Source organism: Paraburkholderia sp. FW306-02-B (genome assembly GCF_058782725.1).
Map to the genome: position 1 here is coordinate 3,833,797 of NZ_JBYSXZ010000001.1, position 14,020 is coordinate 3,847,816.

The window sequence follows — 14,020 nt, forward strand, 5'->3', positions numbered from 1 at the left end:
ATGCCGTGCGCCGCTTTTACGCGGCCGCGCCAATGAAAAACGCCTGCGCATGAATCATGTGCAGGCGTTTTGTTTTGTTCGGGACCGCTTTTCAGTCGCGATCGTCGTGCTGGGTGCGTTGACGCAACTCGTGCAATTGCGACTCCACCACCGTCGCGTCCTCGGCATCCGGCCGGTCGCCGAGATACCGCTCGAGATCCTCGAGTGCCGGGCGCAGATAATCGAGCCTCGCATAGGCGAAGCCACGGTCGCGCACTTCTTCGATACTTTCCGGCAACAGGATCACGAGACGCTGCTGCACCGCCAGCAGGCGCTGCCAACGTTCCGTCTGAAGATAAGTGGATTTCAGATTGCGCAGCATGCGGGCAATGATCTCGCGACGCGTTGCCGGTTGCAGCAGCATGTGCAGCGCCCTGCTCACCGACTCGCCCGCCGACGCCACATACGGCTCCAGCATTTCCACCATCTCCGATTCGGAGAGCGAATGGCCGCTGGTCGGATCGAGCATCACGTCGCCATCGGGTGTGGTCACGCGCAGCAGAAAGTGGCCGGGAAACGACACGCCACGCACCGGAATGCCGATCTGCTCGGCCATCTCCAGATACAGCACCGCCAGCGAAATCGGAATGCCGCGGCGACGTTTCAGCACCGCGTTCAGGTGGCTGTTGTCGGGATCGTAATAGTCGTTGAGGTTGCTGGTGAAACCGAGCTCGCGGAAGAAAAACCGGTTAAGGATGCCGACCTTCTGCCTGATGTCGGCATCGTCCGGCATGCGGCGCTGAAGACGCACCACCAACTCGTCGATCTCGGCCAAGGTGCCTTGCAGATCGAGGTCGGGATAAGCATCCTGCGCGAGCGAGAGCGCCGCCTCGGTCAGCGGCAGGCTATCGTCTTCGGCGACGAGCGTGCTGAAATAGTCGAGAACTCGCGTCATCGTGATCACTTCACTCGCCTTTTGAAATACGCGTACTTGAAGCCCATCAGCCAAAGCATACCGAAATATAGCGCGGCAAACAGCACGAGGCACGCGCCCAGCAAGACGATGCGGTCGACCGGCCGGCTATGCATGCCGATCCAGTCGAAGCTGATCGCCAGCCAATGCATCGTGCCGGCGAGCACGAGGCACGCGCCGAGCAATTGCACGAAGAACTTCAGCCAGCCCTTCGACGGCATATAAATGCCGCGCTTGCGCAAACCGAGGAACAGCAACAGCGCGTTGACGCACGCGCCGAGCCCGACGCTCAGCGTCAAGCCCGCATGCGCGAAAATCGGCACGAACAGGTAGTTGCTCAACTGCGTGACGATCAACACGCCGATACCGATCTTCACCGGCGTCTTGATGTCCTGCTTCGCGTAAAACCCGGGCGCGAGTATCTTGATGAGAATCAGGCCGATCAGCCCGATGCCGTATGCCGCCAACGCGCGGCCGACCATCACCACCGCGTGGCCGTCGAACTTGCCGTAATGAAACAGCGTCGCGGTGAGCGGTTCGGCGAAGAAAAACAGCGCGATCGCGCTCGGCGCGGCCAGCAGGAAGGTGATGCGCAGGCCCCAGTCGAGCAGCGACGAATATTCGTGCGGATCGGCGTCGACGTGCGCTTTCGACAGGCTCGGCAGCAAAATTGTGCCGAGTGCCACGCCCAGCAGCGCGGTCGGAAACTCCATCAGGCGGTCGGCGTAGTTGATCCACGAGACCGCGCCCGGACCGATCCGCGACGCAATATTGGTGTTGATAATCAGGCTGATCTGCGCGACCGACACGGCGAACATCGCCGGCACCATCTTTAAGAGCACGCGCTTCACGCCGCGATGCGCGAGCGCCCGCAGCGGATTGAGACCGATGCGCGGCAGCATGTCGATCTTCTTCAGACCCGGCAACTGCACGGCGAACTGCAGCACGCCGCCCGCGATCACCGCCCACGCAAGCGCGTAGACCGGCGTTCGCAGATGCGGCGCGACGAACACCGCCGCGACGATGAACGCGACGTTCAGCAGCACCGGCGCGAACGCCGGCAGCGAAAAGTTCTTGTACGTGTTCAACACGCTCGACGCCAGCGACGTCAGCGAGATGAAAATGATGTACGGGAACATGATGCGGGTCATGGTGACGGCAAGCGCGTACGCCTGGCCCTCGTGCGCCAGACCGGACGCGACGATGAACACCACGCCCGACGCCCCCGCCACACCGATCACCGACAGGATCGCCAACGCCCAGGCGAGCACGGTCGAGGTGGCGTCGACGAGCGCCTTGGTGGCGTCGTGCCCCTGCTGGTTCTTGAACTCGGCGAGAATCGGCACGAAGGCCTGCGAGAACGCGCCTTCGGCGGAAATGCGGCGCAGCAGGTTCGGAATACGGAAGGCGACGTAGAACGCGTCAGTGAATTGACTGGCGCCGAACGCACGAGCGATCAACGTTTCGCGGGCCAGTCCGGTCACGCGCGACAGCAGCGTGAAGCCGCTGACCGTCAGCAGGGCTCGGAATAGATTCATGGGGCGCTTATTATACGGGTGCCGCACGTGCGGACGACGAGCCGGGAAGCGAATCGGACCGATTTAGGCCGCAGACGTTCGATCGGGCGGCCGATCGAGACGGCTTTTTTGCTGATTGGCTTGCTGGTCCGCCCGCCTGTTGCGGGCCCATCGCGGGCCTTCGGCAAGCGCGCGGCAAGTGGCGGCTTACGGAACGCAAGGCTTCGCGCGCCGCGCCGGCGCATCTGGATTGCTCATTGCCCGTTGCCACGTGCCTGATTTTGTTGCTATAATTGCCGGTTTCGAAGCTCGCTCAATTTTCGGATGGGGTTCAGGTCGGCTCCAAGCGGCCTCTGATCGCACCGGAACACGAGCCCGCCTTCGCGTAGTTCGATCGACTGATTCGTTGATTATTTCGACACTTTTGCGCTCCTGGGCAATCGCTTCCAGGGGTTCGGATTCAAAGCAGCGCCTCACCACTTGAAGGTCAGGTACTGGAAACAGGAACAGGATAAGGAACCGTCATGGCTAACTCCGCACAAGCACGCAAGCGCGCCCGCCAGGCCGCCAAGGCAAACTCGCACAACTCGGCACTGCGCTCGAAGTTCCGCACGGCTATCAAGGCTGTCCGCAAGGCGATCGACGCCGGCGACAAGGCTAAGGCCGCTGAAATCTTCCAGGCGTCGTCGAAGACCATCGACATCATCGCCGACAAGAAAATCGTTCACAAGAACAAGGCAGCTCGCCATAAGAGCCGCCTCGCTGCAGCCCTCAAGGGTCTGCAAGCGTCCGCAGCGCAGTAAATTCGGTCAGCCCGCTTCGGTGGGCTACCTCCTGTTTCCGCTGCATCATGAAAGCCCGCTTCGGCGGGCTTTTTTGCTTGGGGATTGCTGATCCAGATACTCATCAGGGTCCGCTTGCGAGTCAGCTGGCTGCTGCGCATGTTCGCGAGTCAACCGGCTGCTCATTAAAGCCAGCGCTTCCTTCAGGCATAAAAAAACCCGCTGCTGGCGGGTTTTTTGTTTTGCCGATCCCGCGGCAAGCCTTAACGCGTGTTCTTGGGTTGTTGCGTGCCGTGCTCAGGTGGCAACTCACACGCCTCGGTCACGACAAGGTCATTGTCTTTCGCGAAGTTCAGGACGAAATCGAAGGCCATCGGTTCGATGTCGCGCAAGCGCGAATCGAGAATCACGCATTTGAGGTCGCCGAGCATGGTTGGCCGGACGTACAGCGAGTATTGCAGGTAGGCGTTCGGCCCCTTGCCGCCCGGGCTGGGACCGAAGCATGACATCACGCCTGCGAGCCGCTCCGACCAGTCGCTCGGCCGAAACTTTTTTCCGGTCGACGTGATGCCCTGAATGAAATATTCGGTTGGAGCTGCTTCGGCCATGTAGGAATACCTGTGTGACTGCCCAGCGGGATGACGGCAAGCTGACTGAAAGCGGCTTTTGGGATGCGTGAACACGTCGCCACCGTCGTATAGGCCGCTTTGGCGAGCTGCGCCACCAAAAACGGCGAAGGCCGGTTGACCCGCCTCGGCGCTCATCATGACGGCGCACCACGAGGAAACTTTCCGAACCGCGCGAGCCGTGTCCCGCAAGCTCAATACCGGCCTGCTGGGCTTAGGGATAACCGGCAGATTATAGCGCAGAGGACCTTTTTCCGCAGCGCACACAAGCTCCGTCTGAAGGTTGAGCGAGCCTTTCAGCGGGCTTACCCAGCCTTTTGGCCGACTCGTCAAACGAAGCAAAATCCTTTATGCTGCTTTGAGTTACCACAAACGACGGCGGCGCCGTCCGGCAATTCTGCCGGGTGAGACCGCCGTATTTGTTTCATGACCGCCAAGAAAATTCGCCACTACCTGCAGTTCAAGGATTTCTCGCTGGAAGACTACGAGTACGTGCTGGAACGCGCGCGCATTCTGAAACGCAAATTCAAGAACTACGAGACTTACCATCCGCTGCACGACCGCACGCTTGCGATGATCTTCGAGAAAAACTCGACGCGCACGCGCCTGTCGTTCGAGGCCGGCATCTTCCAGCTGGGCGGCCACGCCGTGTTCATGAGCACGCGCGATACTCAGCTCGGCCGCGGCGAACCGATCGAAGACGCGGCGCAAGTGATCTCGCGCATGGTCGACATCATCATGATCCGCACGTTCGGCCAGGACATCCTCCAGCGCTTCGCCGAGAATTCGCGCGTACCGGTGATCAACGGGCTGACCAACGAATATCACCCTTGCCAGGTGCTGGCGGACATCTTCACGTACTTCGAGCATCGCGGGCCGATTCGCGACAAGACGGTCGCATGGGTCGGCGACGCCAACAACATGCTGTACACATGGATCGAAGCCGCGCAGATTCTCGGCTTCAAGCTGCGCCTGTCCACGCCGCCGGGCTACAAGCTCGACCACGCGCTGGTCGCCGCCGGGAGCGCGCCCTTCTATCAGGAATTCGACGACCCGAACGAAGCCTGTGCGGGCGCCGATCTGGTCACTACAGACGTGTGGACCAGCATGGGCTTCGAAGCCGAAAACGAAGCGCGCAAGAAAGCGTTCGCGGACTTCTGCGTCGATGCCGAAATGATGGCGCGCGCGAATCCGGATGCGCTCTTCATGCACTGCCTGCCTGCCCACCGCGGCGAAGAAGTCAGCGCGGAAGTAATCGACGGTCCGCAAAGCGTCGTGTGGGACGAGGCGGAAAACCGTCTGCACGTGCAAAAGGCGTTGATGGAATATCTGCTGCTCGGCAAGCTGAATCACTAAGCGAGCCATCGCGCAGCATCTGCGTGAAGCGCGATGGGGCCTTGGCGATGCCTCGGCACGCGAGGCAAGGCAAGCACGCTAGCGCCACGCATCCGGCCACGGTCCGCAGTTGCAAGCAGACCCGGCTACACCACCGCGCCGTCCCAAAAACGCGGGCGCCCGGCGGTTTAGTGTCAAAATAGTGATTTTCCGCGCTCCGGAACGCCCGGTGCGCCCTGTTTTCCCGCTTTCTCCAGCTACGAGTTCACCATGAGCGATATCAAGAAAGTCGTGCTCGCCTATTCGGGCGGCCTCGACACCTCCGTCATCCTGAAGTGGTTGCAGGACAACTACGACGCCGAAGTCGTCACGTTTACGGCCGACATCGGCCAGGGCGAAGAGCTGGAACCGGCGCGCAAGAAAGCCCTGCAACTCGGCATCAAGCAGGAAAACATCTTCATTGAAGACCTGCGCGAAGAATTCGTGCGCGACTTCGTGTTCCCGATGTTCCGCGCCAACACGATCTATGAAGGCGAGTACCTGCTGGGCACGTCGATCGCGCGTCCGCTGATCGCCAAGCGCCAGATCGAGATCGCGCGCGCCACGGGTGCGCAAGCGGTGTCGCACGGCGCGACCGGCAAGGGTAACGACCAGGTTCGCTTCGAACTCGGCTACTACGCGCTGGAACCCGGCATCAAGGTGATCGCACCGTGGCGCGAATGGGACCTGCTGTCGCGCGAAAAGCTGCTCGCGTACGCCGAAAAGGCCGGCATTCCGATCGAAATGAAGCACAAGCAAGGTGGCGCGCCGTATTCGATGGACGCGAACCTGCTGCACATCTCGTTCGAAGGTCGTCACCTGGAAGATCCGAAGGCAGAAGCCGAAGCCGATATGTGGCGTTGGACGGTGTCGCCGGAACAGGCGCCCGACCAGGCTGAGTACCTCGACATCGAATACGAGCACGGCGATCCGGTTGCGATCAACGGCAAGCGTCTGTCGGCGGCTGACATGCTGACCGAACTGAACCGCTTGGGCGGCAAGCACGGCATCGGCCGTCTGGATCTGGTGGAAAACCGTTACGTCGGCATGAAGTCGCGCGGCTGCTATGAAACGCCGGGCGGCACGATCATGCTGAAGGCGCACCGCGGCATCGAGTCGATCACGCTCGACCGTGAAGTGGCCCACCTGAAGGACGACCTGATGGCGCGCTACGCTGCGCTGATTTACAACGGTTACTGGTGGAGCCCGGAGCGCCGCGCGATCCAGGTACTGATCGACCATACCCAGGAGAAGGTCAACGGCTGGGTGCGTGTGAAGCTGTACAAGGGCAGCGTGTCGGTTGTCGCGCGCGATTCGAAGGAAACGCTGTTCGACAAGACCATCGCCACGTTCGACGACGACGGCGGCGCATACAATCAAGCCGACGCTGGCGGGTTCATCAAACTGAACGCGCTGCGCATGCGGATCGCAGAAAACGCGCGTCGTCAGCGTAGCTGAGCAACACGGCAGCTAACATTAAAAGGGCGCCGGGCGTTTTCTCCCGGCGCTTTTTTTTCATCGCGGCAAGCAAATCACGCCGTCACAAACAAACCGGCTCGGCTTCCAGCTCAACGCCAAACCGCGCCAGCACATCCTCCTGAATTGCCCGCGCCAGCGCCAACACTTCCGCGCCGCTCGCCCCACCTCGATTCACCAGCACCAGCGCCTGCCGCTCATGCACGGCGGCTGCGCCTATCGCGCGGCCTTTCCAGCCACATCGATCGATCAACCAGCCCGCCGCAAGCTTCACCCGGCCATCCGGCTGAAGGTAGGACACGAGGTCCGGCGCCTGAACCTTCAGTGCTTCAAACTGCGCCGCCTCGACCATCGGATTCTTGAAGAAGCTTCCCGCGTTGCCGAGTTGAAGCGGATCGGGCAGCTTGGCGCGCCGCACCGCGACCACCGCATCGAAGATCGCCTGTGCAGTGGGCGGCACGTCCGCAGCCAGCTCACGCGCAAGATCCGCATACCCGGCGCGCGGCGTCCAAACCTTCGGCAAACGGAACGTCACCGACGTAATCACGAAACGGTCGCGCCCGTCCCGCTTGAAAAAACTGTCGCGATAGCCGAACCGGCACGCGTCAGCATCGAGTTCGACGATCTCGCCCGTCGCCAACTCCACCGCTCGCAGCGACGCAAAGCGCTCGGCCATCTCCAGCCCATACGCGCCGATGTTCTGGATCGGCGCCGCCCCCACCGTGCCCGGAATCAGCGCGAGATTCTCCAGGCCAGGCAGACCCTGCGCCAAAGTCCACGCGACAAAGTCATGCCACGGCTCACCCGCCGCCGCCTCGACGTACCATGCGGCGGCGTCCTCACGTACGATTTGGCGGCCTCGCAATGCAACCAGCAGCACCAGACCGCCGAAGTCACCCGTCAGCACAACGTTGCTGCCGCCGCCCAGCACCAGCCGCGGCAAGCCGTCAGCACGCGGATCGCGCACCGCCGCCATCAGTTGCGCTTCGCGCTCGATCCGGCACGCAAACCGCGCCCGGACATCGAAGCCGAAGGTGTTATGCGCCTTCAGCGGATAGCCGGCAATGAACGCGGGGGAGTCGAACTGGAGCATCGGAATGAGCGGAATGAGGCTTGGTCTGGCCCCGGCCGCACAACAATGCGCGGCAGTCTTGGGCAAAAGGGAAAGGCGTCGGTAAAATGACGTCCGGTCCGTGATTATAGCGAGTGCCTCGTGAGCGACCGACCGGCCGCGTCACGCACCGCAGCACTATTGGGAGAAAGCAATGCCATCGTTCGACGTCGTCTGCGAAGCGAACATGATCGAAGTCAAGAACGCGATCGAGCAGTCCAACAAGGAAATTTCAACCCGCTTCGACTTCAAAGGGTCGGACGCGCGCGTCGAGCACAAGGAAAACGAAATCACGGCCTACGCGGACGACGACTTCAAACTCGGTCAGGTGAAAGACGTGCTGTTGTCGAAAATGGCCAAGCGCAACGTGGACGTGCGCTTCCTCGACTACGGCAAGATCGAGAAGATCGGCGGCGACAAGGTCAAGCAGGTCATCAAGATCAAGAAAGGCGTGTCCGGCGATCTGTCGAAGAAAATCGTGCGCCTCGTGAAGGACAGCAAGATCAAGGTCCAGGCGAGCATTCAGGGCGACGCGGTGCGCGTCTCGGGCACCAAACGTGACGACCTGCAGAGCGTAATTGCGTTGCTGCGCAAAGATGTGACGGACACGCCGCTCGACTTCAACAACTTCCGCGATTAAGGCGCTCAGGCCGGCGGCCCGTCAGGCGTGGGCGGGCCCGTTAAGCGGCACCGTGAGGCGCCGCCCCATTAGTTCCTTAGCTCCCTGGCTCCTTAGCCACCCCTTCGGCACGACTTAGGCAGCGCCCTTAAGAGGATCGCCACACAGCGGCGCCACCTAGCCGCCGCTTGCCGCCAGCCAACGCCGTGCATTCCATTCAATGCCGTTTGGCAGCAGGCTGCGCTTGCGCCTTCTTCTTGTCGCCGATGCGGCTTTCCTGCCCCGCCAGCAGCTTCGCGATATTGCCGCGATGGCGCCAGATCAGGAGCGAACTCATCGCGACAATTGCCAGCGCGATGATGTTCGCGCCAAACAGGAAGCCGTCGAAGAGCGGCGCAAACACCGCGGCCACCAGCGCCGCCAGCGAAGAATAACGGAAGAAGAACGCAATGATCAGCCACGTCAGCAGGGTCGCGAGACCTAGCACGGGGTTGATCGCAAGCAGCACGCCCGCCGCAGTCGCGACACCCTTGCCGCCCTTGAAGCGGAAGAACACCGGGTACAGGTGGCCTAGAAACACGGCGATCGCGGCCAGCGCAATCGCCGTATCGTCAAGCCCGTAACGGGCGCCGAAATGGCTCACGAGCCAGACCGCGAGCCAGCCCTTGAACGCATCGCCGATCAGCGTCAGGATCGCGGCCGTCTTGTTGCCGCTCCTCAACACGTTGGTGGCGCCGGGATTTTTCGAGCCGTACGAGCGCGGGTCGGCGAGCCCCATCACAGAACTGACGATCACGGCAAACGACACCGAACCGATCAGATAGGCGACGACGGCGACGAGCAGGTTTTCCATCTGGGGACTCTTATAGGTATCGGAAAGCGCAACGGGTGCAACCCGCACCGCACGTTACGAACGGAACGGCGAACATTTTACCGAACCGCACCGGCGCGGCCAGGCACTTTCTCAGCAGCCTTCCAGGAAAACGCCGGGCCGCCAAAATTTTCCGCCCCGCAGGAAGTCCCCCTCGGGGATTGCCCCTTCGGGATGCCTCGCGCGAAGCAACAGATTGGGGGCACTCGCAACAAAACGCTGGACCACCCCAAGTTGTGTTGCAGTCTCGGGGGCCGGGCGCGAAGCGACAGGCTGGGGGCACTCACTCCACGCTCGCGCATTGCACCGGCTTTGCCTCCAGCAGCGCAGTCAGCACGGATGGCGCAATGCTGACGAGAAAACCGCGCCGGCCGCCGTTCAGCCAGATCTTGTCGAGTTCGAGAATGCTCGACTCGACATACACGGGCATCGCCTTACGGGTGCCGAAGGGCGACGTGCCACCAATCAGATAGCCCGAGTGCCGGTTCGCCACTTCGGGCTTGCACGGCTCGACGCGCTTCGCGCCGATCTGCCGCGCGAGGTTCTTGGTGGAGACGGTGCGGTCGCCGTGCATCAGCACGATCAGGGGTTTCGCGTGCTCGTCTTCCATGACGAGCGTCTTGACGACCCAGTGCTCGTCGACGCCAAGCTGGCGCGCCGATTCTGCGGTGCCGCCATGCTCCACATAATCGTAAGGATGCTCACCGAACGCGACGCCGCGACGGCGCAGGAACTGCGTCGCGGGCGTTTCGGAGACATGTCTGGATTTGCTCATCGGCGCATTGTAATGGCGGCGGCGTGCAACGGCTATTTGCCGAATCGCCAATTGTGCGCCTCAGGCGGCTGTGGCGCGATCGTTCGAGCATCGCCCGACGCAAGACGTACCGGGCAAGCTACCGTTTCAAGGAGAAAGCGTTGGCCCTCGACTCGCCTGCGCGCACGATCGACATTCCGGCCTTGCTAGCCGCCCCGCCGCAACGTATCGCGGAAATCCCTACTGTTGCAGCAATCGTTTTAGCTCGTCAAGAAATGAGGCGGTCGTGTAACCCCATAATTCGGGAGAAAAATCATAACCGTATGCAGCCTTAAATGCCTCGTCTAAGTCATTGGGATGATCATGCTTGAATCGATCAATTTCCAAGAGAGAGGCTTGATTCATGGCAGGGGTAATTCCATTTTTAAAAACAAGCACAACCTCTTGAATTGTGCTCCCAATATATTCGTAATCCCGATTCAAATAACCGCCAAAAAGCAGATCAAGATTTGGATAAACTGAATTTTCTTCCACGTTAAATATTCTCATGGATTTATATAAGACGTCAAAACATAATAGTCCATTCAATTATATCTCTGGTACTTCAATACAACCCTCACATTGCTCATTGGGGTTAATTTTCCTGTTTCCCTAGCAATTCCATAGCCCACACTTCTTCCGACATTTTTGTCAATGACTAAAAAATGACCAGGTGATGATTGAGCCCATGCTTTAATCTTTGATGCATTGGCTTGCATTACCATGGAAACTGCCTCTCCCCAATAATGGCAATCCTGATTCAGGCAAACGCCAAACAATTGATTAATCCCGGGATACAAGGAATCTTCTTTCACAACAAATCCTTAAATAGTTGGAAATCCAGTCAAAATATAATATGACATACTCTAGCGTGTTCGCCTCGGCCGCGAGCATCGTTTCGACGCCGAACAGGTCGCCATTCTTGACGGCTTCCGCCTGGGTACGCAGTTCGCCCACATAGGCTGTCAGGTCAACGTCCGAGCCAAACATCGGCGTTGGATATTGGCGGCCTGTAATCGCTCCCCGAACCACCGCGTCGATGCGATGAACGCCTCACGTTTGACGGGGTCGCTATAGCCGGGATCGGATACCGCCGCTATATGAGACGAACGCGGCGGCCGCCAGAGCGTCGTTCGGCCTTCGCTCAACCGCGCGGATGATGCGCCGCGTGCAGCGACTTGAGCCGCTCCCGCGCGACGTGGGTGTAGATCTGTGTAGTCGAAATATCCGTATGCCCGAGCAGCAACTGCACCACACGCAAGTCGGCACCGTGATTCAGCAGGTGCGTCGCGAATGCATGTCGCAACGTGTGCGGCGATAGCGGGGCATGTACTTCGCCAGCGGCAGCATGACGCTTGATGATGTTCCAGAACTGCTGGCGCGTCATGCCTTCGGCACGGGTGGTCACGAACAGCGCATCGGTTGCCCGCGCACCCAGCAAGGCCGGCCGAGCCTCGCGCAGATAACGTTCGATCCAGCCATGCGCTTCCTCGCCAAACGGAATCAGGCGCTCTTTCGAGCCCTTGCCCATCACGCGCACCACGCCTTCGTTCAGCCCTACTTCCACCGTCTTCAACGTGACCAGTTCGGTCACGCGTAACCCGCTCGCGTACATCAATTCCAGCATCGTGCGGTCGCGCAGGCCTAACGGGGTGTCGATATCGGGCGCGCCGAGCAGCGCTTCGACTTGTGCTTCGGTGAGTGTCGAAGGAAAACGCGGCGGCTGTTTGGCCGAACGGATGCGCAGCGTCGGATCGACATTCGCGCGATGCTCCCGCACCGCCCAGCCATAGTAGCGGCGAAACACGGAGAGCCGCCGGTTCGCCGACGTCGATTTGTCTTTCTGACGCGCCGCGCTATAGGCGTTCAGATCGGCTTCGCTGGCCGTGTCGAGCGACGTGTTGCGGGTTTGCGCGAGCCACTCGCAAAAGAGCCGTAGATCGCGGCGGTATGCATCGAGCGTGTTGCGCGACAGGCCGTGTTCGAGCCACAACGCGTCGCAGAAAGCGTCGATCGACGCCGAGCTCGCCAGAAACAGAGGTGACGCGGCGGGCGCGTCGTCAATCGGTGTGTCGCTCATGCGTAGGGAATGCCTTCATGCGCCAATAGCCAGCGCTTGACGTTGCGAAAGAAGCCATCTTCGGCGTGATTCGCAAAGCCGCCGATGCCGCTCGAGCTCACCACTCGATGACATGGAATCACAATCGGGAAATAGTTGGCGCCGCACGCCTGCCCCACCGCTCGCGGCGCACTGCCCACTTTCTTCGCCAATTGCCCATAGGTCAGCACGACGCCTGGCGGGATGTCGCTGATCGCCTGCCAGACGCGTTTCTGAAACGCGGTACCGACCGGCGCCAGCGGCAATTCGAACTTCGCGGACGCCCGCTCGAAATAACGCTCGATCTGCTCGACGGCTTGCTTCGCCAACGGCGTGTCCGGCGCGACGCTCTGCATCGACTCCGGCAGATAGACGATCTCGCGCACGGCGCCGCCTTCGAGACGGATGCCAACCTTGCCGAACGGCGCGTCGATCACTGCGTTGAACATGGTTGCCTGCTCCGTGAACGGCGGCGCATTTCAGGTTTCGCGGTAACGTACCTGCGGGGGGTACAGGCGCGCTACGCAGAAAAAACGCACCACCAGAATGCCGCTACTTTACGCCGCTTCCAACGCCCATTCCACATGCTCGCGCACCACGGCGGAAGGGTCGGCGGCGCGCAAGCGCAACGCAGCCACAATCGCCTCGCGCGCATCAACGCTTAAGCTCTCAGGCGACGCGCGCAGCGCATTGCCCATCCCCACCGCCAGATTGCGCAGCCAGCTCTCATAGCCGATGCGGCGAATCGCGCTGCCCTGCATCCGCGTGTCGAACTCGTCCGCGGACCATGAGAACAGTTCGACCAGCGTCGCGCGATCGAGTCCGTGCCGCACATCGAAATCGGCGACCGGCGCGGCCTGCGCGAACTTGTTCCATGGACACACGAGCTGGCAATCGTCGCAGCCATACACACGATTACCGATCAGCGGCCGCAATTCCAGGGGAATACTGCCCTTCAATTCGATCGTCAGATACGAGATGCACAGCCGTGCATCGACTTTATAAGGTGCGACGATCGCGCCGGTCGGACACGCGCCAATGCAGCGCGTGCAACTGCCGCAGTGCGAACCAGGGGTTTCGGGCGCCTGTTCAGGCGAGGTCTCGGCATCGGTGGGCAGCGGCACGTCGACATAGATTTCGCCGAGGAAAAACAGCGAACCGGCGTCGCGTTGCAGCAGCAGTGTATGTTTGCCACGCCAGCCAATCCCCGCCTTCTGCGCCAGTTCAACTTCCAGCACCGGCGCGGAATCGGTGAACACGCGATAGCCAAACGCGCCGATCTCCGCTTCAATTTTTTCGGCCAGATGTTGCAAACGGTTACGCATCACCTTGTGGTAATCGCGGCCCCGCGCATAGATCGACACCACCGCCGCCGACGGGTCCGCGAGCCGCGCATGCTCGGCTGCGCGCCAGTCTTGCCGCGCAGGCGGGGCATCCGGCGACGCGCTTTCGTCCACTTTTGCGTCCAGCGTCTGCGCGGGCAAATAGGCGATGCGGGCGGTAATCACACGTCGCGTGCCGGCCACAAGCTCGGCGGGCCGCGCGCGTTTCATGCCGTGTTTCGCCATATAATCCATCTCGCCGTGGCACCCCGCCTCCAGCCATGCTGCAAGCGGCGCTTCGGCAGCGGAGAGGTCGGTATCGCTGATGCCGATCGCCCCGAAACCCAGTTCACGGCCCCACGTTTTGATGCGCAGCGCGAGCGCTTCCAGCGCCGCTTCATCGAAATGACGCACGGCACGCGCATCGTCAGCGGACGCAGGCGTGCGGGAAACAGGGGACTCCGGACTTCGGTTCATCA

At 61.1% G+C, this 14,020-nt stretch carries 15 protein-coding genes; 4 read left to right on the forward strand and 11 right to left on the reverse strand.

Annotated features, from left to right (window positions below; genetic code table 11):
* Window positions 1–91: 91 nt before the first annotated feature.
* Both AC3WOG_RS17040 and murJ read right to left on the reverse strand, forming a co-directional pair.
* Window positions 92–934 carry a SirB1 family protein gene (locus tag AC3WOG_RS17040; RefSeq protein ID WP_492579066.1) on the reverse strand — a complete coding sequence of 281 codons (843 nt, stop codon included), beginning with the start codon at window positions 932–934 and terminating at the stop codon, window positions 92–94.
* A gap of 5 nt (window positions 935–939) precedes the next feature.
* The gene (gene murJ, locus AC3WOG_RS17045; RefSeq protein WP_492579067.1) at window positions 940–2,490 is read right to left on the reverse strand and encodes a murein biosynthesis integral membrane protein MurJ; all 1,551 of its coding nucleotides are present in this window, start codon (window positions 2,488–2,490) and stop codon (window positions 940–942) included.
* Between the two features lie 503 nt (window positions 2,491–2,993).
* On the opposite strand from murJ, the gene rpsT reads away from it, so the two are divergent.
* Window positions 2,994–3,272 (forward strand): 30S ribosomal protein S20, encoded by a 279-nt coding sequence (gene rpsT / locus AC3WOG_RS17050; protein ID WP_341314460.1) that lies wholly within the window; start codon window positions 2,994–2,996, stop codon window positions 3,270–3,272.
* A 242-nt stretch (window positions 3,273–3,514) separates the two neighbouring features.
* On the opposite strand, the gene AC3WOG_RS17055 is transcribed toward rpsT, so the two are convergent.
* Window positions 3,515–3,859: a DUF3579 domain-containing protein gene (locus AC3WOG_RS17055; RefSeq protein WP_492579827.1), complete on the reverse strand. Its 345-nt coding sequence runs from the start codon at window positions 3,857–3,859 to the stop codon at window positions 3,515–3,517.
* Window positions 3,860–4,303: 444 nt separating this feature from the next.
* On the opposite strand from AC3WOG_RS17055, the gene argF reads away from it, so the two are divergent.
* Together argF and AC3WOG_RS17065 are read left to right on the forward strand one after the other, a co-directional pair.
* Window positions 4,304–5,233 carry an ornithine carbamoyltransferase gene (gene argF / locus AC3WOG_RS17060; protein ID WP_341314458.1) on the forward strand — a complete coding sequence of 310 codons (930 nt, stop codon included), beginning with the start codon at window positions 4,304–4,306 and terminating at the stop codon, window positions 5,231–5,233.
* A gap of 249 nt (window positions 5,234–5,482) precedes the next feature.
* Window positions 5,483–6,709: an argininosuccinate synthase gene (locus tag AC3WOG_RS17065; RefSeq protein WP_492579068.1), complete on the forward strand. Its 1,227-nt coding sequence runs from the start codon at window positions 5,483–5,485 to the stop codon at window positions 6,707–6,709.
* Between the two features lie 82 nt (window positions 6,710–6,791).
* Here AC3WOG_RS17065 and murB read toward each other — a convergent pair whose 3' ends face one another.
* The gene (murB, locus tag AC3WOG_RS17070; protein WP_492579069.1) at window positions 6,792–7,820 is read right to left on the reverse strand and encodes a UDP-N-acetylmuramate dehydrogenase; all 1,029 of its coding nucleotides are present in this window, start codon (window positions 7,818–7,820) and stop codon (window positions 6,792–6,794) included.
* Between the two features lie 172 nt (window positions 7,821–7,992).
* Between murB and AC3WOG_RS17075 the strand changes: the two genes are divergently transcribed.
* Window positions 7,993–8,478, forward strand: coding sequence for a YajQ family cyclic di-GMP-binding protein (locus tag AC3WOG_RS17075; protein ID WP_492579070.1), 486 nt, complete (start codon window positions 7,993–7,995; stop codon window positions 8,476–8,478).
* A 196-nt stretch (window positions 8,479–8,674) separates the two neighbouring features.
* Here the strand turns inward: AC3WOG_RS17075 and plsY are convergent, their stop codons facing one another.
* The 7 genes from plsY to queG all read right to left on the reverse strand — a co-directional run bounded on the left by plsY (window position 8,675) and on the right by queG (window position 14,018).
* The gene (gene plsY / locus AC3WOG_RS17080; protein WP_492579071.1) at window positions 8,675–9,310 is read right to left on the reverse strand and encodes a glycerol-3-phosphate 1-O-acyltransferase PlsY; all 636 of its coding nucleotides are present in this window, start codon (window positions 9,308–9,310) and stop codon (window positions 8,675–8,677) included.
* A 301-nt stretch (window positions 9,311–9,611) separates the two neighbouring features.
* Window positions 9,612–10,103, reverse strand: coding sequence for a Cys-tRNA(Pro) deacylase (gene ybaK, locus AC3WOG_RS17085; protein ID WP_492579072.1), 492 nt, complete (start codon window positions 10,101–10,103; stop codon window positions 9,612–9,614).
* Between the two features lie 219 nt (window positions 10,104–10,322).
* Complete coding sequence (locus AC3WOG_RS17090; protein ID WP_492579073.1) at window positions 10,323–10,616, reverse strand: contact-dependent growth inhibition system immunity protein; 294 nt, start codon at window positions 10,614–10,616, stop codon at window positions 10,323–10,325.
* 50 nt (window positions 10,617–10,666) lie between these two features.
* Complete coding sequence (locus AC3WOG_RS17095) at window positions 10,667–10,936, reverse strand: RNase A-like domain-containing protein (protein ID WP_492579074.1); 270 nt, start codon at window positions 10,934–10,936, stop codon at window positions 10,667–10,669.
* Between the two features lie 329 nt (window positions 10,937–11,265).
* Window positions 11,266–12,201, reverse strand: a complete 936-nt coding sequence (xerD, locus tag AC3WOG_RS17100; RefSeq protein ID WP_492579075.1) for a site-specific tyrosine recombinase XerD — start codon at window positions 12,199–12,201, stop codon at window positions 11,266–11,268.
* Window positions 12,198–12,668: a methylated-DNA--[protein]-cysteine S-methyltransferase gene (locus AC3WOG_RS17105; protein ID WP_492579076.1), complete on the reverse strand. Its 471-nt coding sequence runs from the start codon at window positions 12,666–12,668 to the stop codon at window positions 12,198–12,200. Before AC3WOG_RS17105 ends, xerD begins: the two co-directional genes overlap by 4 nt.
* Before the next feature lie 108 nt (window positions 12,669–12,776).
* Window positions 12,777–14,018 carry a tRNA epoxyqueuosine(34) reductase QueG gene (gene queG, locus AC3WOG_RS17110; protein WP_492579077.1) on the reverse strand — a complete coding sequence of 414 codons (1,242 nt, stop codon included), beginning with the start codon at window positions 14,016–14,018 and terminating at the stop codon, window positions 12,777–12,779.
* Window positions 14,019–14,020: the final 2 nt, after the last annotated feature.

Excerpts from the sequence above, each read along its gene's own strand:
- ybaK (WP_492579072.1), bottom strand. The coding sequence starts at position 10,103 with ATGAGCAAATCCAGACATGTCTCCGAAACGCCCGCGACGCAGTTCCTG.
- xerD (WP_492579075.1), bottom strand. The coding sequence starts at position 12,201 with ATGAGCGACACACCGATTGACGACGCGCCCGCCGCGTCACCTCTGTTT.
- murB (WP_492579069.1), bottom strand. The coding sequence starts at position 7,820 with ATGCTCCAGTTCGACTCCCCCGCGTTCATTGCCGGCTATCCGCTGAAG.
- rpsT (WP_341314460.1), top strand. The coding sequence starts at position 2,994 with ATGGCTAACTCCGCACAAGCACGCAAGCGCGCCCGCCAGGCCGCCAAG.
- murJ (WP_492579067.1), bottom strand. The coding sequence starts at position 2,490 with ATGAATCTATTCCGAGCCCTGCTGACGGTCAGCGGCTTCACGCTGCTG.
- argF (WP_341314458.1), top strand. The coding sequence starts at position 4,304 with ATGACCGCCAAGAAAATTCGCCACTACCTGCAGTTCAAGGATTTCTCG.
- queG (WP_492579077.1), bottom strand. The coding sequence starts at position 14,018 with ATGAACCGAAGTCCGGAGTCCCCTGTTTCCCGCACGCCTGCGTCCGCT.
- AC3WOG_RS17105 (WP_492579076.1), bottom strand. The coding sequence starts at position 12,668 with ATGTTCAACGCAGTGATCGACGCGCCGTTCGGCAAGGTTGGCATCCGT.
- AC3WOG_RS17065 (WP_492579068.1), top strand. The coding sequence starts at position 5,483 with ATGAGCGATATCAAGAAAGTCGTGCTCGCCTATTCGGGCGGCCTCGAC.
- AC3WOG_RS17040 (WP_492579066.1), bottom strand. The coding sequence starts at position 934 with ATGACGCGAGTTCTCGACTATTTCAGCACGCTCGTCGCCGAAGACGAT.
- AC3WOG_RS17075 (WP_492579070.1), top strand. The coding sequence starts at position 7,993 with ATGCCATCGTTCGACGTCGTCTGCGAAGCGAACATGATCGAAGTCAAG.
- AC3WOG_RS17055 (WP_492579827.1), bottom strand. The coding sequence starts at position 3,859 with ATGGCCGAAGCAGCTCCAACCGAATATTTCATTCAGGGCATCACGTCG.
- plsY (WP_492579071.1), bottom strand. The coding sequence starts at position 9,310 with ATGGAAAACCTGCTCGTCGCCGTCGTCGCCTATCTGATCGGTTCGGTG.